We start from the raw sequence: 16,774 nt of genomic DNA on the forward strand, positions 1-16,774 counted from the left end.
TAGTCTTCCGGTGCCGGCTTTGCTCGTATTGCTGGCTTTGCCCGAGGTAGAGGAGTTTCATCGACGGAGCGGCTTCCACGGCGCGTTGCGAGATTGCACGGTCGAGCTCCTGGTGCGAAGAGGCGGTTGGGGCGAGAGATGGGGCCTCACGAGCCGCGGCGGGCGCGGCTCGTGAGGCCGGATGGTGTTGTTACGGAGTGCCGTTGGCGCGGCGTGCTGCGAAGGCGTGGATCGTGCCGTCGTCGGTCAGGGCGTACAGCCAGTCACCGCTGACCGACAGTGCAGAGGCGACACCGCCGCCGAGGTTGTGCTCGGCCAGCAGCTTGCCGGTGGCGCGATCGAGGACGAGCAGGCGTCCGTCCCAGGTGCCCGCGTAGACCACGGTTTCGGTGGCCAGTGCGTGCATGGCCGGCGAACCGGCGGGCGAAGTGGTGCACCCGTAGCCGACGCGCCACTTGTCCTCCACCGGGTTCTCCCCGGGCAGGTAACCGACCGGTGTCTCCCACAACGGCTTGGTGGGATCGGCCGCGTGCGTGTCGTAGGCCCGGACCACTCCATCGGTGCTCGCGACGTAGGCGATGTCGCCCCATAGGGCCGGGCTGGTCACCGGAGGGGGACCGGGCTCGCAGGCGCCGTTGCGCGGAGCGGCCTTCGCGTGCCAGGTCACCGCCAGGTTCGCCGCCGGGTCGTGCCCGCGCGCCCCGGACTGCGTCACGGTCACCAGCTTGGGATCGCCCTGGGCCGGGTCGGTGAAGGCCGGCGAGGAGTGGCTGAAGATGTCGCCTTGGGTGTTCACCTCCGCCGTGCGGGTGCAGGTGCGCAGGTCCATCGCGATCAGCGTTTGACTGGATCCGGAGTGCAGGTAGGCGGTGTCCGAGCCGGGCTGGCGGATTGCCGTGCTGTGGAACTCGCCCCAGCCGCCTGGGGCGGCGAAACCGCCGGGCAGGCGTTGGCCGTTCCCGGCGTCCCGGCAGACCACACCGTCCCACTCCTGGTAGACGGCCACCGAGCGGTGCTCGGCAGGCAGGTCGAACACGCTCACCGGACCACCCGCGCGGCCGTAACGGCGGACGGTGTCACCGTGCTGCTGCTCGGCGTCGATCGTTTCCCAGACGACCTTGCCGTCGTCGGCGTTCAGGGCGTAGACCCGGCCCACACCGGTCGTCAGGTACACCCGACCGGTGTGGACGGTCGGGAACGACTCGGCGTCACCGTCCACATAGGTCCGCCACACCTCCCGTCCGGACTTCAGGTCGTAGGCGAGCACCATGTTGTACGGCGAGTCGAACGCCTGCGATGCGACGATCGCCTTGCCGTCGACGATGGCGGCCCCGTTGAGGTGGAACTGCTCGCCGGTGTTGGCCGCCCAGCGCAGGTCGAGGTGGGCGCCCGGGTCGTCGGGGCTGGCGGACCGCCCGCGTTCGTCGCCTCCCTGACGAATCCAGGCCTGGCCGGTCTCGGCCGTCCGCAGGTCGGATTCCGGGACGACCTGGAACGTGGTCCTCGCCGCTGGCCAGGCTTTGCCGGTGGTGTCGACCGCGGTCATCTCGGCGGTGTAGGTCCCGGCCTTGAGCTCCCCGACGCGGTGGCTCACCCGCGTCCACGAGGTCCTGCTCTCCGGGCAGGGTTCCGCCGTCCCGCCGGGTGCGGTGTAGCAGTTGACGATGCCCGGCCGGCCGACCTTGGTGCCGAACTTCAGATCGCGTTCTTCGCGCACGGTCTTACCGCGATCGTCGCGGATGATCAGCGACGCGGTGGCCGGGGTGCGGCCGTTGTCCTCGGCGTATAGCTCGACCGGGATGTCGCGCCTCGTCGGGTGGACGCTGCCCTGCGCAGGGCTGACCAGCGCGGTGTCGTCGTCCACGTCGAATTGCCGGTGCGTGCCGGTGACATAACCGGTGTCCTCGTCGGTCTTCGTGGCCGGATCGTCGGTGATGTCGCTGAAGTCGATGATCTTGTAGTCCGGGCGGGTGCCGTCGATTCCATAGGTGCCCTGGTTGTTGACCTCGACGGAGCGATCGAAGGCACCGCGGCGGAACTCGGCCTGCTGGTTGTGCCCGGCAGCGAACATCCGGACGTCGTAGCGGGCGAGCTCGTCGACGATCGGCTGCATCCCGGCCCCGGGACCCCAGCGCGTGAACAGCGATCGATGGGCGAAGACGAAGACCTGCTTGCCCACGGCGTGCCGCTTGAGGTCCTCGCGGAGCCACCCCAGCTGCGGCGCCAGGCCGCTCGCGCCGTAGTTGTCCTCCAGCACGACGATGTGGCGGCCGTTGCGGTCGAAGCTGTACCACTCCGGTCCCACGTTGCGGCGCCAGTACTCCACGCTGCCGCCGTAGCCGACCGAGGTGGCCGTGCCGCCGAAGTCGTGGTTGCCGATGACGGGGTAGACGGGATGGCCCAGCGCGCCGTCGGTCAGGCCCTTGCGCAGCAGGTCGTAGCCGCCCTGCCGACGGGGTTCGGCGGCGTAGTCGGTGACCGTGAGATCACCGGTGGTGATCGTCATCGTCGCGCCGTCCACCTCGGACATAGCGTTGACCTGGCCGGTCCAGCGCGGCAGCGCCGTGGTGGCCTCCCGGTCGGTGCGGTTGCCGACCTCGGTGTCGGAGACCATCAGCCACTTCTCGGTCGGGTTGGCCGCATTCGCGTCGGGCACGAGCGCGAAGTCGACGCCGGTCCGCGATTCGGTCACCTCGTGGAAGAACTGCGGCACGAAGTCCGCGCGCAGCACCGGGTGTAGCCGTTGGGGGAGACGACGCTGACGAGATCGGTTTCGCGCCGGGCCGGGTCGATGTCGATGCGGTAGGACCCGTCGGGCCCGCTCGTGGCCCACACCGCACCATCGGTCACCGACACGCCCGGCAGCGGAGCTTCACCGGGGTCCCTCGTGCCATTTCCGTTGGTGTCGGCGAAAACCGTGCCTTGAACGGGCACGGTCTCCGCCGAAGCCGCCGAAGCCACCGAAGCCGCCGAAGCCGCCGAAGCCGCCGAAGCCGCGAAGCCGCCGCAGGCGTCAACGACGCCGTGGCCAGCACTCCCGCGATGGCCACCCGCAATGGACGGCGAGCGCGAGAAGCCACTTCCCGGATCCCCGGCGCGTACCGGCGGAAAGCGATGACGCCCAGCAGCAACGCGGCGGCGAGCAGCACGGCGAGAACCGGGAACTGCGGCGGCTCGTGAGCGCCCGTGGCATCCACGATGGGCAGCTCCGGCGTCGCGTTCGCGGTGGTGCCGCCGAACTCCACGACGACTTGCGACAGCCCGGCTTCCGCCAGCAGCGGGGCCAGATCGAGCTGCTCGACGGGGCAGTTCCAGGCCAGCTCGACGACGACGCCTTCGGGGACGCCGCCGCTGTCGCCCGGTACGCCCGAACCGGTCGCCGCGCAGGGCTCGGACAGCAGGCGTTGTGCCCACCCGCCGGCGTCCTGCGCCGAGACGATGTCGCGGTGCACGATCAACCGACCGCTGGTGGTGCCGCCGTGGCCGGCGACGACGAGTTCACCGTGTTGTGGGGAGACATGGGCGCCGGCTGGTGCGGCGCCCAGTCCGAAGACCGCTAACAGCGATGCGAGGCCGATGCTCGCCGCTGCGCGTAGGAGTCTGTTCACAGCGGCACGCTATTGACGGCGATCACCAGGGGGAATGGCTGCGGACAAGCCTTCATCGACTAGCCATGAGCGTAACCAGACCTGTTACCGAAGTGAAACTTACCCGCGTAAACCTGCTCTCCGGATGGCTCGGCGTCGCGCTGCCCGGGACGCCTCGCGACTGGCGTTGCGAGCGAATCACGGCTCAGGCAGTGGTCATTGTGGACAGATTGGCTGCGCTCGCCCGCCTCCGAGGTGCGGCGAAACGGGTTTGGTGTCTTTCCGGATCCGAAGCCGGATGGCGACATTGGTACGCGCGTACTGGTCCGATGCCGCGAGTGGCGATACGCCGGTCGAGGTAATTTCGCCGCATCGATGTGGTCGTCATCTCTTTTCATCTTCCTATTAAGTTAGCCTAACCTTTGCTAGCGTTCCGGCCGTCGCCCTGCCCGTTCCGGTCGTCGAGCTGAGGAGAAACGTGGCTGTCGACACTCTGACCGAATCCGTCGCCGAGTCCGTTTTCGAGTGCGTGGGCAACACGCCCGCAGTCGCGCTGAACCGGCTGTTCCCCGAACCCGATGTCGAGGTGATCGCGAAACTTGAGCTGATGAATCCCGGCGGGAGCATGAAAGACCGCTCCGCGCGGCACATCGTCGAATGTGGACTGCGCGAAGGGTCCATCCGCCCCGGAAGTCACCTGGTGGAGAGCAGTTCCGGCAACTTCGGGATTGCGTTGGCCATCGCCGCGCGCCTCCACGACCTGCGATTCACCTGCGTGCTCGACCCCAAGGCCGCCCGTGCCAACGTCGCGATCCTGCGTCACCTCGGGGCCGAGGTCGACCTGGTGACCGAACCGGACGAGATGGGCGGCTACCTGCACACCCGGATCCGCCGGGTGCAGGAGATCGTGGTGGGCTCGCCGGGAGCGATCTGGATCAACCAGTACGCCAACGACCGGAACTGGCAGGCTCATTACGACGGCACCGGCGCCGAACTCGCCGAGCAGCTGGTCCGGCCGCCCTCGTACTTGTTCGGCGCGGTCAGCACCACCGGCAGCCTGCTCGGGTGCTCCCGACGGCTGCGGGAGAGCTTCCCGGAGCTGCGCGTGGTCGCGGTCGACGCCGTGGGATCGGTGATCTTCGGCGGCCCAGCAGGGCCGCGCGACGTGCCGGGAATCGGTGCCAGCCGGGTGCCGGAGCTGCTCGCTCCCGCGGAGATCGACGACGTGGTGCACGTCAACGACTTCGAAACGGCGATGGGCTGCCGCGACCTGCTGGCCGCAGAAGGCATCTTCGCCGGCGGCTCCACCGGAGCGGTGGTCGCGGCGATACGGCGCACGCTGCCCCGCCTGCCCCGCCCCAGCCGGGTGGTCGCGGTGTTCCCGGACCGCGGCGACCGCTACCTGGACCTGGTTTACGACGACGACTGGCTCGCCGCCGCCCGGCAGCGCTGCACGAAATGACGATGAGGAGATCCCGTGTCCATTGAGGAATCGCCGAAGATGCTCTACCTGAGCCGCAGCGACATCGAGGCGGTCGGTGGTGCCGAAGCCGAGCTCTACGTGGAGGCCTTGCGCGAGGGGCTGATCGCGCACGCGGAGGGCAAGACCGTGCAGCCGCTCAAGCCGTACCTGCGAGCCTCCGGAAAGGGCGGGCACATCGCGGACCGGATCATCGCGATGCCCGCGCATGTCGGTGAGCCCGGGCTGTCCGGGATCAAGTGGATCGGCAGCAAGCACGACAATCCGGTCCGGCGTGGTCGGGAGCGGGCCAGTGCGGTGATCGTGCTCAACGACCCGGAGAGCAACTATCCGGTGGCCGTGCTGGAAGGCAGCCTGATCAGCGCATGGCGAACCGCTGGGGTGACCTGCTTGGCGGCCCAGCACTTGGCGCGCAACGGCTTCACGGACGTCGCGCTGGTCGGCTGCGGGGTGATCGGTCGCACCCAGATCACGGCGCTGCTGCAGCAGTTCGGGCACATCGAGACGGTCCACCTCCACGATCAGCACCCGGAGGCGGCGCACGCGCTCGCCGAGCGGATCAGCATCGATCGACCGGCGGTCAAGGCACGGGTCGCCGACACCGCCGAAGACGCCGTGCGAGCCGGCGATCTGATCGTGCCGTGCACGGTCACCAGCCAGCCCTACATCCCGTTCAGCTGGATCAAGCGGGGTGCTCTGCTGTGCAACGTGTCCATCATGGACGTTCACAAGGATGTCTTCCTCAACGCAGACAAGGTCGTGGTCGACGACTGGGAGCAGAGCAACCGGGAGAAGAAGATCATCAACCAGCTGGTGCTGGAAGGCTCGTTCTCCCGCGAACGACTGCACGCCGAGCTCGGCGAGATCCTGGCCGGGACCAAGCCCGGGCGCACCGACGACGACGAGATCATCCTGCTCAACCCGATGGGCATGGCGGTCGAGGACATCGCCTGCGCCGGCGCGGTGTACCAGCGGGCGAAGAACCTGGGCGTCGGGACCTGGCTGGACCTGTACTGATGTGCTTGGGAGCTGCGGAGCTGGTGGCGCGCGACCTCGTCGACGCGCTGCTCCAGGAGGGCCTGGCCGGGTTCGGCAACGGCATCGAGCTCGGCCGGCCCGAAGAGCTCGCCGGTGAGCTGCTGGCGATCGGTGAGCAGTGGTGCCGGGTGAAGCTGGCGGCCGGGTGGGTGTGCTGCCGGGTGCGGCCGGGTGGCGGGTTGCAGCACTACCGGTATGCCCGGGGGCCGGTCTGGTTCGGCGGCGGTTCGGCGGTGCGGCCGTTGCGACCGGAGGAGCTGCTTGCGCTGGTGTGCGATGACTTCGGTGGCGCCGACGAGGTGTCCGAGGACGTGCGCGCCGCGGTGGAGCACGCGGCGGTGCTGCTCGGGCAGCGCGCCGAGTTGGACCTGGCACCCCAGGAAGGGCGGCTGCTGGAGGGGGAGCGGTTGGCGGCGACGCGCAACCGCCCCTTCCACCCCGCGGCGCGGGCCGTGGCGGGCTGGAACGCCGCTGAGGTGGCCCGCTACGGGCCGATGCGCACCGAGCCGCTGGGTCTGGACTGGGTGGCGGTGCGCCGGGACCGGATCCGCCTCGGTTCCGGCTCCGATTCGCGGCGGCTGCCCGACCTGGTCCTCGACCAGGTCGCGCAGCGGGTGCTCGCTGACGTGCGGCGGTCCACCGTCGATGGCGAATACCTGGCGATTCCGGTGCATCCGTGGCAGTTCGACCACGTGCTGCCCGTGCAGTTCGCCGAGGAACTGGCCGCCGGGACGGTGGTCCCGCTGGTTCGCGACCTCGGCCGGTTTCACCCCACCGCGTCGATCCGCACCCTGACCACTGCGCCGGAGACCCGGTGCCACGTCAAGCTGCCGCTCGGAGTGGCGACGCTGGGTGCGACGAGGTTGTTGCCCCCGCGCTACCTCGCCAACGCCGAGCGGGCGCAGGAGACCATGCGCGACCTCGTCACCCGGGATCCCGTGCTGAGACGCAGGACCGCGCTGTGCGACGAGCGCATCTGGTGCGGCTGGCACGACCCGGCTGACGAGTTCGGCGATCGGCCCGGGCAGCTCGCCGCCCAGGTGCGGGTCTACCCCGAGGTGGACGGGCTGGTGCTGCCGATGGCCGCGCTGGCCGCGCACGAATGGGACGTGCTGGCCCCGGCGATCTCGGACCGGTTCGACCCGGTGGAGTTCTTCGGTGAGCTGGCGCGGTCTTTCTGCGAGTTCGGGTTCGCCTTCCTGCGCTACGGGGTACTGCCGGAATTGCACGGGCAGAACGTGGTGGTGCAGCTCCGTGGCGCGCGGGTGCAGCGTTTCCTGCTCCGCGACCACGACACGCTGCGGCTGTTCCCGGAGTGGATGGCGAGAGCCGGGACGAGGGATCCGGCGTACGCGATCAAGCCCGGGGCTCCGCAGTCACTTCGGCTGGAGTCGGCCGAATCGCTGGTCGGCTACCTGCAGACCCTCGGTTTCCAGGTGAACCTCTACGGCATCGCCGATGCGCTGTGCCGCCACTTCGACCTGGATGAAGCTGTGCTGTGGGCGCAGTTGCGCGTTGCGGTGGACGAATGCCTGGAGCCGCTGCCGGCCGCGGTCGCCGAGGTCCTGCGTGCTCGGTTGCTGCACGCCGAGACCTGGCCCAGCCGCGAGGTGCTGGGGTCGCTGCTGCGCCAGGGCCGGTCCAGCGGGGTGAGCATGCCCGCTGGTCTGGGTGCTGTCCCGAATCCGTTGGCCGTCGGGGCGGTGGGGTGATGCGATCGTCGGGGCGGACGTTCGCCGTCCTCTGCCTGGGGCAGTTCGCCGCGACCGCGGGACTGACCATCGTGGTTCCGCTGTTGCCTTTCTACCTGGCCGGACTGGGCACGCCGGAAGCTGAAATCCCCTGGTGGACGGCAGTTTCGCTGGCGGCGCCAGCGGTCGTGCAGCTGGTCAGCGGACCGCTGTGGGGTTGGGTCGGCGATCGCTTCGGCCGCAAGGCGATGGTGGTGCGCGCGCACGCCGGTCTGGGCCTGGCCATCGCGCTCATGGCGTTGGCGAGCACTCCGGGCGAGTTCCTGGTGTGTCGGTTGCTGCAGGGCCTTTGCGGCGGCGTGGTCAGCGCGACAGCCGCGTATGCGAACGCATCAGCGGAGAGCAACCGCCGCGGCCGTGCGCTCGGCTCCTTGTTCGGCGCCACCGCAGCGGGATCGCTGCTCGGGCCGCTGGTGGGCGGACTGCTTACCGGGCGGCTCGGCTTCGGCCCGTTGTTCGCGGTGGTGGCAGGGCTCCTCGCGATGTCCAGCGTGCTGGCCGCCGTGCTGCTGACCGAACCACCGGGCCGGGTTCGGCAACGTCGATCAGCACGGGTGGTAGCTGGGATCCTGCTGCGGTCGGGGGAGACCCGTTCGATGCTGCTGGCCGGGCTCGCGGCTCAGGCCGCGATCTACGCGTTGGTGGTGGTGTTCGCGCCGCAGGTCGAACTGGTGACGGGTTCGGCCGCGAGTGCGGCGGTCTGGGTGGGCGTGTTGCAGGCGGTGACCTGGCTGGCGTCGTGTGCGGGCAGTCCGTGGTGGGGTCGCCGCAACGACGTCCGACCCGCGCAGCTGGGCTTCGCCGTGGCTGCTGCGTGTTGTGGGCTCGCGGTAGCGCTACAAGCGGTAGCGAGCGTGGAAATGCTGGTGCCGTTGCGGCTGGTGCAGGGCTTCTGCTTCGCGGCCCTCGTGCAGTCGGTGCTGCACGTGACGGCTCGCCAGGTGCCGGATCGAGGCTGCGGCACCGCCTTCGGTTTCAGCACCGGCGTGCTCGACCTCGGCCAAGTGCTCGGACCGCTCGCGGGTGCGGCGCTGGCGGTCCTGTTGCCGCCCACGGCGGTGTTCTCCCTGATCGGAGTGTTGCTGGGCGTGAGCGCGTTGCTGGCCCTGGTCGGCCGACCGAGATCCGGCGCGGAGTCCGTCCGACCGGCTGAGATTCGCGAGAAGGTGTTGCAGTGAAGGACGTTTCGGCACGTACTGCGGCGCGACAGCGCATGCTCAACGCGCTGGTGCGGGAAGTTGACGGAGAGGTGAGCGGCGACGCGTTGCGGATTCCCTTGCAGACTGCGGACGGAGTGCTGCGAGCCGAGGTGCGGTACCGGTCGGAGTTCGGCCACCACTCCTACGGCCCTGAGGTGTTCCGGGAACTCGCCGACGGCAGCCGGACCCCGGTCGGCCACGACGAATTCGTAGCGCTGATCGCCGACGAGCTTGCCGAGCGGGGAGCCGAGGCGCCGGCGGGGGCGGCGGAGGAGTTCTGCCGCCAGGTCGCCAACAGCGTCGCCAGGACGGCGCGCTACCTGGCCCGCGAACCGCGCCCCAGCCCCGCCACCCCTGCGGAGATCACCCGGCACGCCGAGCAGTCGTTGCTGTTGGGGCACCCGTTCCACCCGACGCCGAAGAGTGCGGAGGGATTCAGCGACGACGAGCTCGCCCGCTACGCACCGGAACTCGGTGCGTCGTTCCAGCTGCACCACTGGGCGGTGGCACCCGATCTGCTGCTGGAGGACCGGGTGGCCGACGGGCCCTGGATCCCGGCCGAAGTCGAGGAGAAGGCCCGCACCGCCCTGCACGCAGACCAGTCCGACTACCAGCTGCTCCCGGTGCACCCGTGGCAGGCGGCTCACCTCCAGCGGCAGCCGCAGGTCTCGGCGTTGGTCGACGCGGGACAACTCGTGCCCCTCGGGCCGTTGGGCGCGGAGGTGTATGCGACGTCCTCGGTGCGCACGGTGTGCGACCCGGGCTTCGAGACCGCGTGGAAACTGCCACTGCACGTGCGCATCACCAACTTCGTCCGCAACAACCCGGTCGAGCACGTGCGCCGCGCTGCCGACGCCGGTCGGCTGGTCTGCGACGCCGCGAACCGCCGGCAGCACAGCGGGTTCGAGGTGCTACCGGAGACCGGCTACCGAACCGTCGACCCGAACGTCGTCGGTGACCTCGCGGCGGATTTCGCGGTGCTGTTCCGGCGAAACTCGTTCACCTGCTCCGGGACCGCCCCGCAGGTGCTCGCCGCGCTCCTGGAAGACCGGCCCGACGGGCGAGCACCAGTGCTGGTGGACCTCGTGGCAGCAGCGGGCCCGCTGTCGCCGGAACACGTCGCCGACTGGCTCCTGGAGTACTTGCGGATCTCGTTGGGGCCGGTGCTCGCGGTGTTCACCGATCACGGCATCAGCTTCGAGGCCCACGTGCAGAACACCCTGCTGCACGTCGAGGACGGTTGGCCCCGGTGGTTCTTCGTGCGCGACATGGAAGGCGCCAGCGCCAGCCGCAACCGCGTCCGGCCCGGGATCGTGCCGCCGGACAGCCCGGTGCTCTACGACGACGCCGAAGCGTGGATGCGCCTGCGCTACCACCTCGTCACCAACCACTTCGGCCACCTCGTGGCGGTGCTGGGCCGGTTCACGCCCGCGAGCGAGCGGCAGCTGTGGTCGGTGGTGCGGGACTTCCTGCACCAGTGCCCCGGTCGCTACGCCGCGGAACTGCTGGAAGCACCGGCGTTGCCGGCGAAGGCGAACCTGCTCAGCCGGTTCGCTGAGCGCGGCGAGCGCCCGCTCTACGTCGATGTCCCCAACCCGATTCGCGAGGTGAACCGATGACCGCGGAGCTGGTGCAGGCGGCACTGACCGCACCGAGCTTCCAGACCGTGCGGCGCCGGGTGTTCCGCCAGCTGGTGGAGTCCCTGGTCTACGAAGGCGCGCTGAAGACCAGGCAGGACGGTGACGAGCACTTCGTCGACGGCGTGGACGCAGCCGGTGCGGAGGTCGGCTACTCGTTCCGCGCGGTGCGCCGGTTCGGCTTCGACCGCGTCGGCCTCACCTCGGTGGTGCAGCGCGGCGAAGTCGAGGCCGAGTCGATCACGCTGTTCCTGGCCGAGGTGCGCGACTCGCTGGACGCCGATGCCGAGCACCTGACCGGCTTCGCACGCGAGCTGGAAGAGACCCTGTTCAAGGACGCGCTGTCGGAGCACGTCCGCACCGAGCGGCGGACAGCTCTGTCCACTGCGGACTACGACACCCTGGAATCGGCCATCACCGATGGCCACCGCTACCACCCCACGTACAAATCACGGCTAGGGTTCGACGCGGCGGACAGCATCGCCTTCGGGCCGGAGTTCGCCAACCCGGTGCGCCCGCTGTGGCTGGCCGCTCATCGCCGCATCACCGAGATCAGCGCCTCCGCATCGGTCGACGACCAGTACGTGGCGGACCAGCTCGGTCCGGCGGCCGTCGAATTCCACCGCCGCATCGAGGAACTCGGGCACGATCCGCGCGATTACGCGCTGGTCCCGGTGCACCCGTGGCAGTGGCGGGAGCGGATCGCCAGGGCGTTCTCCGACCAGCTCGGCCGTGGTGAGCTGATCCCGCTCGGGACCGATCCGGATGACTTCGGCGCGCAGCAGTCGATCCGCACGCTGGCCTGCTGGGACGCTCCGCAGCGGCCCTACCTGAAGCTGTCGATGTCCATCGTGAACACCTCGACGAGCCGAGGTCTGGCCGCGCACACCGTGCACAACGCGCCGCGCATCACCGACTGGCTGCGGCAGGTCGTCGCCGGAGACGACTACTTGCGCGACGAGCTGCGCCCCGTCCTGCTCGGCGAGGAGCTCGGCGTGGCGGTGACCCCGGAGCCCGGGCTGCTGCAGGCGGACACCTACGGAGCCTTGGCCTGCATCTGGCGGGAGAGCCTGCACCGGCACCTCGAACCGGGGGAGCGCGCAGTGCCCTTCACCGGGCTGACCGCGTGCGAAGTCGACGGCAGACCTCTGATCGAGCCGTGGGTGCACGAGCTCGGTGTCGAGGAATGGGTGCGGAGCCTGGTGCGGGTGAGCGTCCTGCCGCTGGTCCACCTGCTCTGCCGACACGGCATCGCACTGGAATCCCACGCGCAGAACATGGTGCTGGTGCACGAGAACGGCGCGCCGACCAGGGTGGTGCTGAAGGACTTCCACGACGGGGTTCGGTTCTCCCGTGCGCACCTCGCCGAGCCGCAGCTGTGCCCGGAGCTGGCGGGGACCCCTGCGCACCACCAGAACCGCAACTCGTTCGTCGAAACCGACGAACTGGGCCTGGTCACCGACTTCCTGCTGGATGCGTTCTTCTTCATCAACCTGGGCGAGCTCGCCATCTTCCTCGCGGACCGCTGCGACCTCGACGAGCAGCGCTTCTGGTGGCTGGTGCGCGACGAGATCCGCGCTTACCAGCAGCGGTTCGGCGAACTGGCCGACCGCTTCGCGCTGTTCGACGTGTTCACCCCGGCCATCGAGGTGGAGAAGCTGACCACCCGCCGACTGCTGCCCGACACCGAACTCCGGCTGCACACCGTGCCGAACCCGCTCGCGGAGGTGGACCGGTGCTGAGGCACAACACCGTCAAGGAACGCCTTTCCGGAAGCGGCGAGAGCTACGGGCTGTTCTGCTCGATCCCGTCTCCCACGCTGGTGGAGATGATCGGCTGTGCCGGGTACGACTTCGTCATCCTGGACACCGAGCACAGCCTCGTGGACCCGCAGCAGCTGGAAAACCTCACCCGCGCTGCAGAAGCCGTCGACCTGGTCGCCTTCGTCCGCGTTCCGGAAGCCGATCCGGGCGCGATCCTGCGCGCACTCGACGCGGGCGCGCTGGGCGTGGTCGTGCCCCACGTGCGGACCAGAGCCGATCTCGATGCGGCGATCCGGGCCGCACGGTACGCGCCGGAGGGCATGCGCAGCCTCAACGGCGGTCGGGTACCGGGCTTCGGACGCATCGAGCTGACCGAGTACGTCCGTCGCGCCAACGAGGAGATCATGGTGATCGCGATGATCGAAGACGCGGAAGGCGTAGACGAACTCCCGGCGATCCTGGCCGGTGGAGGAGTCGACCTGGTGCTGGAAGGTGCCGCTGACCTGTCTCAGTCCTACGGCGTGCCGTGGCAAACCCGGCACTCGAAGGTCCGCGAAGCACTCAAGCGCGTGCACGCCGAGTGCGAGGCGCACGACGTGCCGTTCTGCGCGATCCCGAGGACCCGAGAAGACCACGAGCAGTGGCAAGCCGCCGGTGTCCGGACCTTCGTCCTCGGCGAGGAACGCGGCCTGGCGGCCCGTGCGCTGCGCACCCACCTCGACCAGCACCGGGGGACCAATGCGTGACCAACTGGTGAAACTCGTGCAGGACCGCGTCGGCGGCGAGCCGGTGTGCCTGTTCGCCTACGACCTCGACCAGCTCACCGAACACATCCGCACCGCAGTGGAATCACTACCGACGCGGTGCCGGATGTTCTACGCGATGAAGGCCAACAGCGACGATCGGCTGTTGGGCGCCCTGGCGCCACTTGTCGCCGGGTTCGAGGTCGCTTCAGGTGGGGAACTGGCCAAGGCGCGGGCGATCGGAGCGGAGATCCCGGTGATCTTCGGCGGGCCGGCCAAGACACCGCCGGAGATCGAGCAGGCGCTGGTGCAGGGCGTCACCCGCCTGCACGCGGAGAGCGTGCTGGAACTGCACCGGATCTCCGAAGCCGCGACTCGGCTCGAGCGCACCGCGGACGTGCTGCTGCGGGTCAACCTCGCCGGCCCGTTCCCGAGCGCGACCCTGGCGATGGCCGGGCGCCCCACCCAGTTCGGGATTTCCGAGCAGGTCCTGCCCGATGCCATCATCGCGGCGCAGACCCTTCCCGGGGTGAGGTTGGCCGGCTTCCACCTGCATTCGCTGTCCAACAACCTTTCCGCGCCGGCACATCTGGAACTCCTGGAGCACTACCGGCGCACCGTGTCCGGGTGGGAGCGGGAGTTCGGACTGCGTTGCGAGGTGCTCAACGTCGGCGGCGGGATCGGTGTGAACTACGCCGACCTGGACGACCAGTTCGACTGGCCGCACTTCGCCCGGGAACTGCCCGCGGTGGTCGACGGATTCCCCGACCACCTGCGGGAGATCGACTTCGAATGCGGCCGATACCTGGTCGCCGAATCCGGCTCGTACGCGGTCGAAGTCCTCGACGTGAAGCGCAACCACGGCGTCGACTACGCGCTGGTGCGCGGCGGCACCCACCACTTCCGGCTCCCGGCCTCCTGGCAGCACAGCCACCCGTTCACCGTGCTGCCGGTGGAGCAGTGGTCGTCGACCGCGCCGCGTCCGGAGCTGCGCGACGCAAGGGTCACCGTGGTCGGCGAGCTGTGCACTCCCAAAGACGTGCTCGCCCGCAACGTGCCGGTGGCACAGATCCGGGCCGGTGACGTGTTCGTCTTCAGCCACGCCGGAGCCTACGGCTGGGAGATCTCGCACCACGACTTCCTCAGCCATCCGCATCCGGAACACGTCTACTACAGCGATGGCTCCTGAAGTCGACGGTTGGGGTGGCTGGGGCTGCTGATCGCGCCCTCGCAGTCCTCGAAACCTCATTCCAGCAGCTCGCAGCACTGAGCCCGAGCATTCAGCCCGTGGGTAGCTCCCGTCTGTGCTCAGGTGGGAGCTACCAGCTTGTCTGTCGGACGGCATTTGGTCCCGGGTCTTGGAAGGCCGGATCAGGTGTGTGCCGCAACAACCGAAGCTGGCGGGAAGCCGGATGATCTGCAGTGGATCCTTCTTCCTGACTTGTTCGTGGCCGTTAGGTCAATGGTGGGCTGGCGGTGATGCCATGGCCGAAGGCAGGGAGGCGTCGCAATAATCGGCAGCGAACCCATCCTCGTCACCGGCGCCGGGGGAGGCGTTGGCGGAGTGGGCCGCAGCGTCGTCGAACTGCTGCTGGCGCGCGGTTTGCCTGTGCGGGCGCTAGTGCGTCGTGACGACCACCGCGCGGAGTTGCTGCGCGCCCTCGGTGCCCAGGTGGTGCTGGGAGACCTCACCCGCCTGGCCCGACGTGGCCGCCGCCGTCGACGGTGCCCGTCGGATGTTCTTCAGCATGAGCGTGTCGCCGGACTACCTGGAGGCGGCCACGACCGTCGCCACGGTGGCCAGCGCTGCCGGTGCCCTCGATGCGCTGGTCGGTGTCTCGCAGATGACGGTGTCGCAGATGACCGCGATCAGCACCGAGGACGCCCTGCAGCGCAACGACCGCGTGGTCGCGGTGACCGGGGACGGCGCCAACGACGCCCCGGCGATCCGGCTGGCCGACATCGGCATCGCACTAGGGGGAACGGGCGACCCCAGCGGCGCGAGAGGCCGCCGACCTCGTGGTCACCGATGACCGCATCGAGACCATCGTCGACGCCATCGTGGAAAGCCGCGCCATGTAGGCATCGGTCCGCGACTCGCTGGCCATCCTGCTCGGCGACAACCTCGGCGAGATCGGCTTCACCGTCGTCACCGGCGGCCGCCGCCACCGCCATCAGCCTCGTGCTGCAGCAATGGTGAACCTCCCCGAACGAGCGCGAAGGCGCTTTCACCGCTTCCACGTCCGGCCTGCGGGCGTGGGAAAACCCCGAACAGGCGGGACGATTACGCTCCGGCAACAGTGCGGAAACATCACCAGCCGTGGTGGGCACATGGCTCCCAGCAGAACGTCGGCGGTTTCGATGGCGACATCGGCGGCGTCCAGGGCGGGGATTCTCCTGCTGCCGCCTGACCACGCGAGTGTCCACAATGAAGCGGTACCTTCGCCGAGTGCGCCTGTCCCGCAATCACCAGAATCACCTTCTGAAGCCTCGGTATACCCACCACCGGGCAACACTCGTCGCGGACCGGGCGGTCGACGACAACCAGACGGGAGACTTGCATGCCCAGCCGGCCCCGAACAGTGGCGTTCGACGTCGTCGAAACGCTCATGTCATTGGAACCCCTGCGTCCCCGGTTCGCGGAGGTCGGTCTCGCGCCGGGTCTTCTGGAACGGTGGTTCGACCGGCTGCTGCGTGACGGCATGGCCTTGACGCTGGCCGGTGACTACGAACCATTCCCGACGGTGGCCGCGGCAGCACTGCGCACGCTTGGCCGTGGCGAACTCGATGACGATTCTGTGGCGTACGTGCTGTCGGGCTTCGGTGAACTGCCCGCGCATCCCGACGTCGAGGCAGCCATGACAACCCTCGCTGCGGCGGGGATCTCCGTGGCGTGCTTGAGCAATGGCACCGCCGAGACCACCAACGACTTCCTCGAACACAACGGGCTGCGCGCTTACGTCAACCAGGTCATCAGCGTGGCTGACGTACACAGTTGGAAACCACCGCGCCGAGTCTACGAGTACGCGCTGGAACAGATCGGGCACTCCGGCGCCGAGGTCTGCTTGGTCGCCGTGCACGCCTTCGACTGCCACGGCGCCAAACGTGCCGGACTCACCACCGGCTGGGCCAGCCGCCTCGAAAAGCACTACGCAGACGTCTTCATTCCGGCCGACGTCATCGGCAGCGATCTTGTCGAGGTAGCGCACAAACTCGCGGCCTTGCCCCAGTAGACCGGGCTTCGCGCTACTACGCCTGATCGCCGTCTGCGTCTGCGTTGTCCTGATTCTGGATGAGGTGGCAGACCACGGCGGGTTCGCCCCGGCGCCCGCTGTTCGGTGCGGTGCTGCGTACCGAAGCCGGGGAGCGGCGAAGGGCCCGCAGATCGGCCAGGGCCTGATCACTGATCAGCAACTGGCCGCCCTGCCGATCTGACATGTGAGACCTTCTTCCGCGTCCTACGCGAGGGTTGCGGCAGGACGGCACGACAGGCCGATCCTGTCGAAAGGCGGCCGATTACTGAACGCGGTGCGTCTCATAGTCCCGACATGTGAGGGATTCGACCAGGCGTGGTCG

The 16,774-nt window shown here is 69.1% G+C and carries 13 protein-coding genes and 2 pseudogenes; 11 read left to right on the forward strand and 4 right to left on the reverse strand.

Going from position 1 to position 16,774, the window contains the following annotated elements:
• Positions 1-190: 190 nt before the first annotated feature.
• The gene (locus AC07FN_RS36965; RefSeq protein ID WP_478399828.1) at positions 191-2,731 is read right to left on the reverse strand and encodes an outer membrane protein assembly factor BamB family protein; all 2,541 of its coding nucleotides are present in this window, start codon (positions 2,729-2,731) and stop codon (positions 191-193) included.
• Positions 2,732-2,846: 115 nt separating this feature from the next.
• Positions 2,847-3,608: a hypothetical protein gene (locus AC07FN_RS36970; RefSeq protein WP_478399829.1), complete on the reverse strand. Its 762-nt coding sequence runs from the start codon at positions 3,606-3,608 to the stop codon at positions 2,847-2,849.
• A 457-nt stretch (positions 3,609-4,065) separates the two neighbouring features.
• Between AC07FN_RS36970 and sbnA the strand changes: the two genes are divergently transcribed.
• The 9 genes and pseudogenes from sbnA to AC07FN_RS37015 all read left to right on the forward strand — a co-directional run.
• Complete coding sequence (sbnA, locus tag AC07FN_RS36975; protein ID WP_478399830.1) at positions 4,066-5,049, forward strand: 2,3-diaminopropionate biosynthesis protein SbnA; 984 nt, start codon at positions 4,066-4,068, stop codon at positions 5,047-5,049.
• Between the two features lie 15 nt (positions 5,050-5,064).
• The gene (sbnB, locus tag AC07FN_RS36980) at positions 5,065-6,084 is read left to right on the forward strand and encodes a 2,3-diaminopropionate biosynthesis protein SbnB (protein WP_478399831.1); all 1,020 of its coding nucleotides are present in this window, start codon (positions 5,065-5,067) and stop codon (positions 6,082-6,084) included.
• A 5-nt stretch (positions 6,085-6,089) separates the two neighbouring features.
• Positions 6,090-7,817 (forward strand): IucA/IucC family protein, encoded by a 1,728-nt coding sequence (locus AC07FN_RS36985; RefSeq protein ID WP_478399832.1) that lies wholly within the window; start codon positions 6,090-6,092, stop codon positions 7,815-7,817.
• Complete coding sequence (locus AC07FN_RS36990; RefSeq protein ID WP_478399833.1) at positions 7,817-9,034, forward strand: MFS transporter; 1,218 nt, start codon at positions 7,817-7,819, stop codon at positions 9,032-9,034. The genes AC07FN_RS36985 and AC07FN_RS36990 overlap by 1 nt, the downstream gene beginning before the upstream one ends.
• Positions 9,031-10,674, forward strand: coding sequence for an IucA/IucC family protein (locus tag AC07FN_RS36995; protein WP_478399834.1), 1,644 nt, complete (start codon positions 9,031-9,033; stop codon positions 10,672-10,674). Before AC07FN_RS36990 ends, AC07FN_RS36995 begins: the two co-directional genes overlap by 4 nt.
• Positions 10,671-12,434, forward strand: coding sequence for an IucA/IucC family protein (locus tag AC07FN_RS37000; protein ID WP_478399835.1), 1,764 nt, complete (start codon positions 10,671-10,673; stop codon positions 12,432-12,434). The genes AC07FN_RS36995 and AC07FN_RS37000 overlap by 4 nt, the downstream gene beginning before the upstream one ends.
• Positions 12,428-13,201, forward strand: coding sequence for an HpcH/HpaI aldolase family protein (locus AC07FN_RS37005; protein ID WP_478399836.1), 774 nt, complete (start codon positions 12,428-12,430; stop codon positions 13,199-13,201). Before AC07FN_RS37000 ends, AC07FN_RS37005 begins: the two co-directional genes overlap by 7 nt.
• Positions 13,194-14,387, forward strand: coding sequence for a type III PLP-dependent enzyme (locus AC07FN_RS37010; RefSeq protein ID WP_478399837.1), 1,194 nt, complete (start codon positions 13,194-13,196; stop codon positions 14,385-14,387). Before AC07FN_RS37005 ends, AC07FN_RS37010 begins: the two co-directional genes overlap by 8 nt.
• Positions 14,388-14,762: 375 nt before the next feature.
• Positions 14,763-14,834: pseudogene (locus tag AC07FN_RS37015) on the forward strand (hypothetical protein); the annotation flags it as partial.
• Here AC07FN_RS37015 and AC07FN_RS37020 read toward each other — a convergent pair.
• Complete coding sequence (locus AC07FN_RS37020; RefSeq protein WP_478399860.1) at positions 14,817-14,948, reverse strand: hypothetical protein; 132 nt, start codon at positions 14,946-14,948, stop codon at positions 14,817-14,819. The pseudogene AC07FN_RS37015 and the gene AC07FN_RS37020 sit on opposite strands and share 18 nt — an antisense overlap.
• Positions 14,949-15,096: 148 nt before the next feature.
• On the opposite strand from AC07FN_RS37020, the pseudogene AC07FN_RS37025 reads away from it, so the two are divergent.
• Together AC07FN_RS37025 and AC07FN_RS37030 are read left to right on the forward strand one after the other, a co-directional pair.
• A pseudogene (locus tag AC07FN_RS37025) lies at positions 15,097-15,349 on the forward strand (HAD-IC family P-type ATPase); the annotation flags it as partial.
• Between the two features lie 410 nt (positions 15,350-15,759).
• A complete protein-coding gene (locus AC07FN_RS37030; RefSeq protein WP_478399838.1) occupies positions 15,760-16,431 on the forward strand; it encodes a haloacid dehalogenase type II in 672 nt (223 codons plus the stop codon).
• 16 nt (positions 16,432-16,447) lie between these two features.
• On the opposite strand, the gene AC07FN_RS37035 is transcribed toward AC07FN_RS37030, so the two are convergent.
• A complete protein-coding gene (locus AC07FN_RS37035; RefSeq protein WP_478399839.1) occupies positions 16,448-16,636 on the reverse strand; it encodes a hypothetical protein in 189 nt (62 codons plus the stop codon).
• Positions 16,637-16,774 lie beyond the last annotated feature (138 nt).

The organism is Saccharopolyspora sp. NPDC045941, assembly GCF_056431445.1.